The organism is Aeromonas molluscorum (assembly GCF_051376105.1).
GTDB classification, from domain to species: domain Bacteria; phylum Pseudomonadota; class Gammaproteobacteria; order Enterobacterales; family Aeromonadaceae; genus Aeromonas; species Aeromonas molluscorum.
In genome coordinates, this window is sequence record NZ_JBPQCY010000001.1 from 2,059,865 (window position 1) to 2,071,915 (window position 12,051).

At 61.5% G+C, this 12,051-nt stretch carries 12 protein-coding genes and 1 riboswitch; of the genes, 5 read left to right on the forward strand and 7 right to left on the reverse strand.

Annotated elements, in window-relative coordinates; translation table 11 throughout:
- Positions 1–6 precede the first annotated feature (6 nt).
- The gene (locus tag ACSMDR_RS10190) at positions 7–645 is read left to right on the forward strand and encodes an exopolysaccharide biosynthesis protein (protein ID WP_005909772.1); all 639 of its coding nucleotides are present in this window, start codon (positions 7–9) and stop codon (positions 643–645) included.
- A 214-nt stretch (positions 646–859) separates the two neighbouring features.
- On the opposite strand, the gene ACSMDR_RS10195 is transcribed toward ACSMDR_RS10190, so the two are convergent.
- Positions 860–1,441, reverse strand: coding sequence for an LpoB-related protein (locus tag ACSMDR_RS10195; protein ID WP_005909774.1), 582 nt, complete (start codon positions 1,439–1,441; stop codon positions 860–862).
- Positions 1,442–1,640: 199 nt separating this feature from the next.
- Between ACSMDR_RS10195 and ACSMDR_RS10200 the strand changes: the two genes are divergently transcribed.
- The 4 genes from ACSMDR_RS10200 (at position 1,641) to ACSMDR_RS10215 (ending at position 4,611) form a co-directional block, all read left to right on the forward strand.
- Positions 1,641–2,276 carry a Vat family streptogramin A O-acetyltransferase gene (locus ACSMDR_RS10200; protein WP_436468105.1) on the forward strand — a complete coding sequence of 212 codons (636 nt, stop codon included), beginning with the start codon at positions 1,641–1,643 and terminating at the stop codon, positions 2,274–2,276.
- A gap of 69 nt (positions 2,277–2,345) precedes the next feature.
- The gene (locus tag ACSMDR_RS10205; protein ID WP_436468246.1) at positions 2,346–2,714 is read left to right on the forward strand and encodes a GNAT family N-acetyltransferase; all 369 of its coding nucleotides are present in this window, start codon (positions 2,346–2,348) and stop codon (positions 2,712–2,714) included.
- The gene (locus ACSMDR_RS10210) at positions 2,714–3,265 is read left to right on the forward strand and encodes a GNAT family N-acetyltransferase (protein ID WP_436468106.1); all 552 of its coding nucleotides are present in this window, start codon (positions 2,714–2,716) and stop codon (positions 3,263–3,265) included. The genes ACSMDR_RS10205 and ACSMDR_RS10210 overlap by 1 nt, the downstream gene beginning before the upstream one ends.
- A gap of 323 nt (positions 3,266–3,588) precedes the next feature.
- Complete coding sequence (locus tag ACSMDR_RS10215) at positions 3,589–4,611, forward strand: DUF2806 domain-containing protein (protein ID WP_436468107.1); 1,023 nt, start codon at positions 3,589–3,591, stop codon at positions 4,609–4,611.
- Positions 4,612–5,116: 505 nt separating this feature from the next.
- On the opposite strand, the gene thiH is transcribed toward ACSMDR_RS10215, so the two are convergent.
- From thiH to thiC, 6 genes are read right to left on the reverse strand one after another with little or no spacing between them, the layout of a single operon-like run.
- Positions 5,117–6,265 (reverse strand): 2-iminoacetate synthase ThiH, encoded by a 1,149-nt coding sequence (gene thiH, locus ACSMDR_RS10220; protein ID WP_436468108.1) that lies wholly within the window; start codon positions 6,263–6,265, stop codon positions 5,117–5,119.
- Positions 6,262–7,029 (reverse strand): thiazole synthase, encoded by a 768-nt coding sequence (locus tag ACSMDR_RS10225; RefSeq protein WP_436468109.1) that lies wholly within the window; start codon positions 7,027–7,029, stop codon positions 6,262–6,264. Before ACSMDR_RS10225 ends, thiH begins: the two co-directional genes overlap by 4 nt.
- A gap of 1 nt (position 7,030) precedes the next feature.
- Positions 7,031–7,231, reverse strand: a complete 201-nt coding sequence (gene thiS / locus ACSMDR_RS10230; protein WP_005902171.1) for a sulfur carrier protein ThiS — start codon at positions 7,229–7,231, stop codon at positions 7,031–7,033.
- Between the two features lie 2 nt (positions 7,232–7,233).
- Positions 7,234–7,995 carry a HesA/MoeB/ThiF family protein gene (locus ACSMDR_RS10235; protein ID WP_436468110.1) on the reverse strand — a complete coding sequence of 254 codons (762 nt, stop codon included), beginning with the start codon at positions 7,993–7,995 and terminating at the stop codon, positions 7,234–7,236.
- The gene (gene thiE, locus ACSMDR_RS10240) at positions 7,985–9,571 is read right to left on the reverse strand and encodes a thiamine phosphate synthase (protein WP_436468111.1); all 1,587 of its coding nucleotides are present in this window, start codon (positions 9,569–9,571) and stop codon (positions 7,985–7,987) included. The genes ACSMDR_RS10235 and thiE overlap by 11 nt, the downstream gene beginning before the upstream one ends.
- Complete coding sequence (gene thiC, locus ACSMDR_RS10245) at positions 9,568–11,580, reverse strand: phosphomethylpyrimidine synthase ThiC (protein ID WP_436468112.1); 2,013 nt, start codon at positions 11,578–11,580, stop codon at positions 9,568–9,570. The genes thiE and thiC overlap by 4 nt, the downstream gene beginning before the upstream one ends.
- A 256-nt stretch (positions 11,581–11,836) precedes the next feature.
- Positions 11,837–11,950: riboswitch (TPP riboswitch) on the reverse strand.
- Between the last annotated feature and the right edge of the window lie 101 nt (positions 11,951–12,051).

A 12,051-nucleotide genomic window follows, 5' to 3' on the forward strand; every position in this document is an offset into this window, starting at 1 on the left:
CACAACATGGTTGCCATCGATCTCAAGGATCCCGAGGCCCGCCTCTCCCAGACCCTGCGCACCACAGCCCAGGCCATGGGTGAAGGCCAGATCAGCCTGCGCGAACTGCTCGGCCTGGTGGGGGAGCAGGGCATGCTGCTGTTCTGCCTGCTGCTGACGGTGCCCTTCCTGCTGCCGGTCAGCATTCCCGGCATCAGCAGCGTGTTTGGCCTGCTGATCCTCTTTATCGGTATCGGCATCACCCTCAACCGGGTGCCCTGGCTGCCCGCCCGGCTGATGGCCCGCAGCTTCGCCACCGAGCAGCTCAAGTCGACCCTGCACAAGGGGGCCGACCTGCTGGCCCGGCTGGACAAGTTCGTGCGTCCCCGCCTGCTGATGCTCACCGCCAGCAGCACCATCAACCGGGCCAACGGCCTGATGATCATGCTGGCCGCCCTGCTGCTGATGATGCCGTTTGGCGCCATCCCGCTCACCAACACCCTGCCCGCCTGGGCCATACTGCTGCTGGCCATCGGCATGTTGCAGCGGGACGGTCTCTTCGTCGCCCTCGGCTACGCCCTGGTGGCCGCCACCCTGGTCTGGTTTGCCGTGCTGGCCGTGGGAGTGCTGATGGCCGGGCAGGGGCTCTCCGGCCTGCTCGGTTGAACAGCGCCGCGAACGCGGCGCCACGCTCCACCTTTCGCGGCCCTGCCCCTGGCAGTCTGGCCGCGATTTTTATGGTGTTTCATCGGGAAAAGGAAGGGGAATGCCAGCAGAGAGGATGTGGGGTCATTGCAGGGAGGTAGCGCCAGTTGCCGAGTCGAGGCCATCGAGGAGCGGCGCACCCTCGATGGTCTCATTGACCCGATAGCGCGGGGGCTCAGCGGCTGGCGGTGCGGCTCTCGTTCCAGAGCAGCTCGCCGCTCTTGAGATCCATCAGGCTCATGGCGAGCCGATAGCGGCCCCCCTCGGAGAGCAGATCCCCGTAGAGCATGTAGCTGGCGCCGGTCTGGCGACCCAGACGCACCAGGGAGGCCGGGTTCATGCCCCCCTGCTGGTATTCAAGCTGGCTGGTAATGGCGGAAACCTGGCCCGGGTCTGCGAAGCGAAAGCCGCTGCTCCCCTGAATGCGCTGGATCATGGCCACCGCCATGGGCTGGGTGCTGAAGGGCTCACCGGTGCCGTTCTGGGGCGCCATCAGCAGCAGCATAGGACTGCCATCCTGACTCAGCGCCTTCACCTCGGGGGCCTTCAAGAAGGCATCCGCCATGGCGACCGCCAGGCCGGTCGGGGCTGCGGGTTTGGGCAGGGGCGCCCCTGTGTCCGGTTTGGTCACAGGCTTCTCAGGCTGGCTCACCGGCTGAGCCGGCTCGGTAACAGGCGCCGGGGTGCCGCCATAGGGATTGACCGCACAACCGCCGAGCAGCAGGGCGCTCAGCATGAGCAGGGAACGCATCTTCATCATCGCTTCTCCGTCAAAAGTCCGTGTGACGGAGCCCAGGCCCCGCATCCCTCCCATGCTAGAGACAAACTCGCTCCGGGTCGATGCGCACATAGGCAGGGGACGACAAAGCCTGGCGAACCAGGGCGTACAAAAAGGTGGCCCTGGGCTGCAAGGTTCCGTTAGGGTATTCAAAACCCAGATCCGAGAGGAGCAGCCCATGCACGGACCCGACCCCACCAATCCCCACCCCATGACCGGCTTCCCCCAGGTGTGCTTTATCAAGAACACCATCAAGGGGCCCAATATCGAGGTGGGTGATTACAGCTATTACGACGACCCGGAAGACTCGGCAGGCTTTGAGCGCAACGTCCTCTACCACTTCCCCTTCATCGGCGACAAGCTCATCATCGGCAAGTTCTGCGCCATCGCCCGCGGGGTCAAGTTCATCATGAACGGCGCCAACCACCAGAGCTCGGGCCCCTCCACCTACCCCTTCTTCATCTTCGGTAACGGCTGGGAGAGCGCCGCCCCCGCGCCGGGCAGCATGCCCTACAAGGGAAATACGGTGATTGGCAACGATGTCTGGATTGGCTACGAGGCGCTGATCATGCCGGGGGTCAAGGTCGGCAACGGCGCCATCATCGCCGCCCGCTCCGTGGTCACAGGCGACGTGCCCGACTACGCCATCGTCGGCGGCAACCCCGCCAAACTGATCCGCTACCGCTTCGACGACGACACCATCAAGCGCCTCAACGCCCTCGCCTGGTGGAACTGGCCGGTGGAGCGGATCAGCCAGCACGTGGCGCTTATCAGCGGCGGGGATATTGCGGCGCTGGAAGCTGCGGCCCGATAAACACCATCAAGCAGGAAACCCTATGCAGTTAACCAACCACAACCGCCCCACAACCATGAGTTCGATGCCCTGCGCAGCGGCCTCAATGGTTTCAACGAAGCCGTCACCGGCCCCCTCCATCGCGAGCGGATCGCCAGCTTTATCAAGGATGAAGCAGGGATGGTGCTGGGTGGCATTCTGGGGGAGATAAAATGGGGCTGGCTCCATATCGAGGGACTCTGGGTCGATGACGCCATCCGCCAAGCTGGCTGGGGTGCCCGCCTGCTCGGCGCCATGGAGCAGTACGCCCAAAGCCAGAGCATCACCAACTACCATCTGGAAACCACCAGTTTTCAGGCCCTGCCCTTCTACCAGAAGCAGGGTTACGAGGTCTTTGGCCAGCTGCCCGATATGCCGCCGGGGCATGTGAGTTACTTTCTGAAAAAACAGGAGCGCTGATGACCTTCCCGCCCCTTGGAAACGCCAATATTCTGATCCGTCCCTTCGAGCCGGGCGATGCAGACGAGTTTGTCCGCGCGGCCCACGAATCCATCGAGACGGTCGGCAGCTGGATGAGCTGGTGCACTCCCTCGTTCAACCGGGAGCAGGCACTGGCCTGGTTCGCCACCTGCGATCAGGATCGCGCGGCGGGACGCGCCTTTGACATGGGCATTTTCTGCGCCACCACCGGCCAGCTCTTGGGTGGCGCAAGTATCAACCAGCTGTCGCCCCATCATCGCTACGGCAATATCGGTTATTGGGTGCGCCAATCCCGCCAAGGACAAGGCATCGCCCGGCAGGCAGTCGCCCTGCTGCATGACTTTGGTTTTCGGCAGTTAGGTCTATTTCGGCTGGAGATCGTGACGGGGGTTGGCAACAGAGCCAGCGAAGCCGTTGCTATCGCCGCCGGGGCTACCTTTGAATGCCGGGCAAGAAACCGCATCTTTCTCCACGGCCAGCCTCTTGATGCACATATCTATGCTCTTGTTTATGCAAACTCACATCTGTAACAGAAAATATTTTTAGGGTTACCTAAAGTGAATATTTGATAAGCTTTCTGTAGCCGTATGAGCGAAGCGCCCCACAATCACCCAGTCAAAGTGTTCAACATTCAAATTTATGCCCTGACTCTTCTATGATAAAGTTGCAACACTTCACATTTATGTAAATGATAGGATTTATATGAAAGCGCACTATTGACATACTAAAGATATGTGCATTCATATCTACAGAGTCAGTTTCTGCCTCTCAAAAATGTTTTGCACCTGCATTAACATAACAATTAAACAATATCGCACCATTATATTATGACTTTGAATATGGAGTGAGTTATATGTTTGGGGAACAACTCGTTACAAAAATGTGGGATACCCTTGTGAAAGGAGGAATTGGCTCCCTTGCTTCTCCATGGCAAATAAAGCGGGAAGGTAGAGCTCATGCCGAGGTAAGAAGAGATGAAATACTGATGCTTGCTCAAGCTGAAGTAGAGGCAAAAGCAATCAAAGAGGGGAGAAAAAAACTGCTATCTGATGGAAAACTCATCGAATTGCACCAAGATATCGATTCTCACGCTCCCTCATGCTATCTCGGGCGAGTTGAACCAACATTAGTGATTGAAAAAATACTTTCTAATATTGAACAACAGAAAAAAGCTGAAAATATACAATCAGAGATCAATATTAATAAAACAATATTAATGGCAGAAGAAGAATTAAGTAATTCTCAAACACCACCACCAAAAGAAGACATAAATATTGACTGGCTCTACAGATGGAGGGATTACGTTAGTCAAACTGAAAACGAAGATCTCAGACGCCTATGGGCAAGAACATTAGCGGGTGAAACAAAGTGTCCCGGAACATATTCAATGAGAACTTTGGAGTTCATTAAAAATTTATCTCAAGATGAAGCTATATCCATATCAAAACTTGGAATGTTCACTACTGCAAAAATATTATTCAAAAGCGACACTCTAAACAGCAACGATATAGACTTTGAATTTCTATTACAAATGGAAGATCTCGGGATCATTAGTGGTGTACAGGGAGGGAGTGTAAGTAGCCTTGAAGCTACTATGAAAAGCAACCATGCAGATAAATTTTCAAACCAGATTATTAATAAAAACAGAATACTCCTGATACACTCTGACGATCCTAAAAAAGAGGTTAAGCTGCCAATCTACAAAGTCACAAAGCTTGGGGAAGATATTTTATCGTTAGGAGACTTCAAGGCCAATGATGACTTCATGAGAGATATCGGACATAAAATTAAGCAACAAGGATTTGAGGTTACGTTAGCTACATGGTTACAAACTACCACCGAGTATGGAAATTACTTCAACCCTGAACTGATTTAATTAAACTCTATTCAGAGCCGTAGGGTGAAATGAACGAGGTGAATTACACCCTGAGGTTATGGTGAGCACGGTTTTGGTGCCCCCTCCAATCCGCCGAGGGGAAGGGGCAAGGTCAGGAGCGCCATCAGGGATGTGCCGTCTGCGGCGGTCCGTCCGACCTTGCACCTGACCCGAGGGAAACCGCGTAGCGGTCGGATTGGTGGGGGAGAAGACCTTTGGTGACTTTGGGTCTTTCCAAAGTCACTCGCCCCAGCCCGAAGGGCGGGCGAAACCCCTTCGAGGCCAGCGGCCTCGCATCCTGCACGGCGAAGCCGTGCCATCCACCATCCCCACACAACAAAGTGGACGATTACGCCTGATGGCTAATCGACCCTACGGAACGGACGATTACGCCTGACGGCTAATCGACCCTACGATTGCACGGCGCAGCCGTGCCTGCTTGCCACAGGCACGGAGTCTGGCTGAACGCCCCGGATGCCACCGACAAAGGGGGACGTGGCCGCCCCTATCGGCCCAAAAACGCCTCCCAGTCCTTGAACACCGGCTGCAACCCTGCCTGCCGCACGGCGGCGGCGACCTCCCCCAGGGCCCTGTCGTCGTGGATGGCGAACTGCTCCAGCTCCTCCTTGTCCCCTTCGGCATAGCCGCCCGGCTGGGTGCGCGATTCCGCCGACATCTGGGTGATGCCAAGGCGCAGGGCGCCGTTGCGAAACGCAGGGGATTCCCGGGTGGAGAGCGACAAGTCCAGGGTCGGCGAGAAGAGGCGCCAGGCGCAGATAAGCTGCACCAGCTGCCTGTCCGACATGCTCACTTCGGGCTCAAGCCCCCCGGTGCAGGGGCGCAGGCGCGGGAAGGAGAGGGAATAGCGGCTCTGCCAGTGGTGGCGCTCCATCCAGGCCAGGTGCTCGGCGATGAAATAGCTGTCGGCGCGCCAGTCCGGCGACAGGCCGATCAGCGCCCCCAGGCCAATCTTGTCGATGCCGGCGCGCCCCAGCCGATCCGGCGTGGCGAGGCGCCACGCGATGTCCTGCTTGTTGCCGCGCAGGTGATGGCGGGCGTAGGCGGGTGCGTTGTAGGTCTCCTGATAGACCATGACGGCATCCAGCCCTAAGGTTTTCAGCTCGGCGTATTCGGCCTCGGACAGGGGCTGCACCTCCATCGCCAGGGTGCTGAAGTGGCGGCGGATCCGCGGCAGCTGCTCGCGAAAGTAGTCCATGCCCACCTTGGTCTCGTGCTCGCCGGTCACCAGCAGCACGCTGTCAAAACCCCGCGCCTTGAGGGCCAGGCACTCGCGCTCGATTTCCTCGCCATTCAGAGTCTTTCGCTTCAAGCGGTTGCTCATGGAGAAGCCGCAGTAGGAGCAGTCGTTGGCGCACAGGTTCGACAGATAGAGGGGCACATAGAAGCCCACCGTATTGCCGAAACGCTGGCGGGTGAGGCGCTCGGCCAGCTCCGCCATCCGGGGCAGGAAGGGCTCGGCGGCCGGGGAGATGAGCGCCATGAAGTCATCCAGGCTGCGACGCGAACTGGCAAACGCCCGCTCCACGTCCCTGGCAGTCTTGGCGCGGATACTCATGCCCACATGGTCCCACCCAAGCGCCTGCCATCTATCGAGAAAACTCGCCCCCTCGATAGGGGCGAAGTGCGCGCTCATAGGGCCTCCAGGAAATCGGTGAGCGGGCTGGAAGCCTGCGCCTGGCTGCCGCGCGCCCCGAGGCCCGCCTCATGGGCGCTGCGACCTGCCTCGCAGGCGAGCGCGAACGCGCGGCCCATGGCGACCGGATCCCCGCTCACGGCAATCGCCGTATTGACCAGCACGGCATCGGCGCCCAGCTCAAAGGCCGCCGCCGCGTGGCTCGGCGCCCCTATGCCCGCATCCACCACCACGGGGACATTGGCTTGCTCGATGATGATCGACAGGAACTCCCGGGTCACCAGCCCCTGATTGGAGCCAATGGGGGCGCCGAGCGGCATGACGGCGGCGCAGCCCACCTCTTCGAGCCGCTTACAGAGCACGGGATCGGCGCCGCAGTAGGGCAGCACCACGAAGCCCTCTCTCACCAGCTGTTCGGCCGCTTTCAAGGTCTCTATGGGGTCGGGCAACAGGTACTTGGGATCGGGGTGGATCTCGAGTTTCAGCCAGTTCGTCCCCAGCGCCTCCCGGGCCAGGTGGGCGGCAAACACCGCCTCGGCGGCCGTCTTGGCGCCCGAGGTGTTGGGCAGCAGCTTGACCCCGAGGGCCAGCAAGGGGCTCAGGATGTCGTCGTGACGCTTGCCGGGCTCCAGGCGCTTGATGGCCATGGTGACGAGCTGGGAGCCGCTCGCCGCGATGGCGGCCGCCATCAGCTCGGGGTGGGCAAACTTGCCGGTGCCGGTAAAGAGGCGCGATGAGAAGGTGTGATCGGCAATACGCAGCATGTCAGCCTCCCGCTATCGCGGTGAAGAGGTGGATCTCGTCCCCGTCATTGAGCCGGGTCTCTGGCCAGCGGCTGCGGGGCAGCACGGCGCCGTTGAGGGCCACTGCCACCCCCTGGGGGGCAATCTCCTGCACCGCCAGCAGCTCGCTCAGGCTCTGGCCGATGGGCAGGGAGAGTTCGATATCGTTCAATCGGATCTTCATGGTTAATCCTTCAGGGCCGGGATGGCGCTGCCGCAGACAGGGCAGTCGGGATCGGCGGGCAGGTGCAGGGTCTGCCACTCATGGGCCAGGGCATCGAAGCGGCGCAATGTGCCCGCCACCGGGCTCGGCAGGCCGAGCAGCAGTTTGAGCGCCTCCAGGGCCTGCAAGGCGCCCATCACCCCCACCAGGGGGCCGGTGACGCCGCTGCTCTGGCAGCTCTCCCTTACGTCGGTATCCGCCGGGTAGAGGCAGGCGTAGCAGGCCTGTTCGGGGGCGCTTCGCACCATCAGCTGGCCCTGCCAGCCGACGGCGGCGGCGGAGATCCAGGGCTTGCCCTGGGCCACGCAGGCGACGTTGATGGCGTGGCGAGTAGGGAGGTTGTCGCAGCAGTCGACAACCAGATCCACCTCGGCCACAAACTCCGGCAGGCTCTGCCCATCGAGTCGCTGATTGATGGCAATCAGTTCAAGGTCCGGGTTATGTTCCGCCAGTCGCTCCCGGGCCAGCTCGGCCTTGGAGCGACGCACGCCCTCGCCGGTGTAGAGGATCTGGCGCGGCAGATTGCTCGAATCCAGGGTGTCGCCATCGGCGAGCCACAGGGTGCCGACACCGGCCCCGGCCAGATAGAGCGCCAGCGGCGAACCGAGGCCGCCGAGACCGACGATCAGCACAGATTTCGCTTTCAGCCTCGCCTGCCCCGCCTCGCCGATCTCGCTCAGCATCAACTGCCTGCCGTAGCGCAGGTACTCTTCGTCAGAGAGCATGACTGGCCTCCTCTATCTGGTGCGGCCGCGCCGACAGGGGGGCATCCCCTGCCCCCACGGCGGCCAGCAGGCGAGCGGTCGCCCCCTGCCAATCATCGCTCCCTGTGATGGCCGAGACCAGGGCGATGCTGCCGACCCCGCTCTCCCGCACAGCGCCGATGCGCTCCTCGCCGATGCCGCCGATGGCGACCGTGGGCCACTTGGCCATCAGGGCGCGGTAGTGGTGCAATCGCACCAGCCCTTGCGGGCGGGACGGCATCTGCTTGGTGTTGGTCGGGAAGATATGACCGAGCGCGATATAGGAGGGCGCCAATTCCCGGGCCCGCATCAGCTCGAAGTAGCCATGGGTGGAGATGCCAAGGCGAAGCCCGGCGGCCTGGATGGCGGCGAGATCGGCGCTCTCCATGTCCTCCTGCCCCAGATGCACCCCATAGGCGCCGGCGGCGATGGCCTGCTGCCAATAGTCGTTGATAAAGAGGCGCGCGCCATGGCGGCGACCCAGGGCCACCGCCTCACGAATGGCGGGCGCCACCTCATCGGCAGGCAGATCCTTGATGCGCAGCTGCAGTGTCTTGACCCCGGCCCCCAGCAACCGTTCGAGCCACCTGACCGAATCCACCACAGGGTAGAGGCCGAGACGATGCTCGGTCGGGGCAAAGGGGCCATCGGGCAGGCGAGCCTCGCTGGCGGAATAGAGCGCGAAACGGCGATCCAGGCTGGAGCCCGCCAATACGGCCCGGGGAAAATGGGCGAGGCTGGTCGGCCAGCCCAGATGGGCGATGGGGCCTGGGCCTGCCCCCACCCCCTGCGCCCCTGCCAACCCCTGCTGGAGGTAGGCGCGCGCCACCGTGATGGCGTCTTCCACCGGGTAGTCCTGCGCCACCACGGCGGCGATGGCGCTGGCGTAAGCGCAGCCGGTGCCATGACCGTGGCGGGTATCGAGCCGCGGCGCCGCGAGCCAGAACTCGCGGCTCTCGTCCTGGTAGTAATCGAGGCAGTGATCCCCGCTCCACTCCAGATGCCCCCCCTTGACCAGCACGGCGCGGGCCCCCAGTTCCCGCAGCCGGGCCGCCCCTGCCCGAACCAGTTCGGGGCTGCTGGCGGGAATGCCGGTCAGCGCCTCCAGCTCCGGGCCGTTGGGGGTGATGAGCGACAGACGGGGCAGCAGCTGCTCGCGCACCGCCGCCAGCATGTTCGGCTCCGCCATGGGGGTGCCTGTGCTGGCGATGGCGACCGGGTCATAGACCACAAAGGGGGCGTTCAGTGTATCCAGGCGCCGGGCCAGCACCTCCACATGGAGCCGGGTCGGCAACAGGCCTATCTTGATGGCGGCGGGTGGCAGATCGACGCCGAGGGCGTCGATCTGGGCGGTGAAGGACTGCATCAGCACGGGGTCGACCATCTTCACCGCCACCGAGTTCTGGGCTGTGATGGCGGAGATGACCGAGCAGCCGTGCACGCCAAGGTCGTGCAATGTGTGCAAGTCGGCCTGAATACCGGCCCCGCCCCCCGAGTCTGAACCGGCTATGGTCCAGACAATGGGCCTGGCAGCCTGTTGTGGGACCATGGGGTTCATGCCTCTTCCTTGAGGTTGGCGGCTTGATGGTAGATCTCGCCCCCCTTCTCCTTGAAGGTTTCCGCCATGCGGGCCATGCCGCTTTCGACCTCGGCCTGCACCCGCTGCTGCTGACCATCCATACCCACCAGCTTCACCTCTATGGTTTCCAGCTTGGCGGCATCGAGTTTGGCGGCGTAATCGCGCACGTCCTGGGTGATCTTCATGGAGCAGAACTTGGGGCCACACATGGAGCAGAAGTGAGCCACCTTGCCGGACTCCTGGGGCAGGGTCTCGTCGTGATAGCTGCGGGCGGTTTCGGGATCCAGCGCCAGATTGAACTGATCCTCCCAGCGGAATTCGAAGCGCGCCTTGGACATGGCGTTGTCGCGGATCTGGGCACCGGGGTGACCCTTGGCGAGATCGGCTGCGTGGGCGGCAATCTTGTAGGTAATGAGGCCTTGCTTTACGTCCTCCTTGTTGGGCAGCCCCAGGTGCTCCTTGGGGGTGACGTAGCAGAGCATGGCGCAGCCGTACCAGCCGATCATGGCGGCGCCTATGCCGGAGGTGAAGTGATCGTAGCCCGGCGCTATGTCGGTGGTGAGCGGACCCAGGGTATAGAAAGGCGCCTCGTGGCAATGCTCCAGCTGCTCTGTCATGTTGCGCTCTATCATGTGCATGGGCACGTGACCGGGACCCTCTATCATCACCTGCACGTCGTACTCCCAGGCGATCTTGGTCAGCTCCCCCAGGGTGCGCAGCTCGGCGAACTGGGCCTCGTCGTTGGCATCATAAATAGAGCCCGGACGCAGGCCGTCGCCGAGCGACAAAGCCACGTCATAGGCGGCGCAGATCTCGCAGATCTCGCGAAAATGCTTGTAAAGGAAGCTCTCCTTGTGGTGAGAGAGGCACCACTTGGCCATGATGCTGCCACCCCGGGAGACGATGCCGGTGAGGCGCTTGGCGGTCATGGGCACGTAGCGCAGCAGCACGCCGGCATGGATAGTGAAGTAATCCACCCCCTGCTCGGCCTGTTCCAGCAGGGTGTCGCGGAACAGCTCCCAGGTCAGATCCTCGGCGATGCCGTTGGTCTTCTCCAGGGCCTGATAGATGGGCACTGTGCCGATGGGTACCGGGCTGTTGCGCAGGATCCACTCGCGGGTCTCGTGGATGTAGCGGCCGGTGGAGAGATCCATGACGGTGTCGGCGCCCCAGCGGGTCGACCAGACCAGCTTCTCGACTTCCTCCTCGATGCTGGAGCTGACCGCCGAGTTGCCTATGTTGGCGTTGATCTTCACCAGGAAGTTGCGGCCGATGATCATCGGCTCGGCTTCCGGGTGGTTGATGTTGCTGGGGATGATGGCGCGGCCTGCGGCCACCTCGGCGCGCACGAACTCGGGGGTGATGCTGTCTGGCAACTTGGCGCCAAAACCCTGACCCGGATGCTGGGTCAACAGCAGCTCGGAGCGCACCCGCTCACGGCCCATGTTCTCGCGAATGGCGATGAACTCCATCTCGGGGGTGATGATCCCCTGGCGGGCATAGTGCAACTGGCTGACCCACTTACCAGCCTTGGCGCGGCGCGCCTTGGGCAGGTGTTCAAAACGCAGGTGATCCAGCCCCTCGTCGGCGAGACGCTCCTGGGTGAAGGCGGAGCTGAGATCATCGAGTGGCTCGGTGTCACCCCGCTCCAGGATCCACTGCTCACGCAGGCGCGGCAGGCCGCGGCGCACGTCTATCTCGGCACTCTCGTCCCCATAGGCACCCGAAGTGTCGTAGACGGGCACCGGCTCGTTGGCTTCGAACTTGGGGTTCTCTTCCGTGCCACCGACGAAGGTATCGGCCAGGGTGATCTCCCTCAGCCCCACCTGGATGTCGGGGCGTGACCCTTGGATGAAGATGCGTTTGGAGTTGGGATGGGCCATGCCCTTCAAGTTGTCAATGAAGGTCTGGGCGCTAGCGCGTTGCTGGCGACGGCCGACGGGGACTGACTTGGCATTTTCCGGTGCGGAAGTTTTTGAGGTAGACATAGCAAAACTCACATTAACTGGTTGAAGTTATGGGTTTGCTTGTCTGGAGTTCGAGGAGAAGTGATGAACCAGGAGCTGAGATCTGCTCTCAAGAGGGAGGGGATGCCCGCTGGCTCCCGACTCGTCCTTGTCGCTGCCTGATGTTACCACCTAGATGGCCCCTGGCAGGGCAAGCTCCCTCTTGTGCGCCTTGACTCATCGAGGGATAGCCCTTTCGATGAGCGGGAGAGGCTTGTCCCTCCCCCGGCGCGGCAACCCTCTGGTTACCCTTGTTTCCCTTCGCAGGTTCTAGCCTGATCAGGTTCCACGGATCCCGAATTAACGGTCTCAGCCTCGCGTCGTTCGACGGTCGGCACTCCGACAAGATGGCGCCAGTATAAGTGGGGAAATGGAAAGCACAAGCCTTTAACAAGCCCGACCAGTACAAACAACAACCGGGCCATGGGCCCGGTTCTCTTACTGCAACGCGCT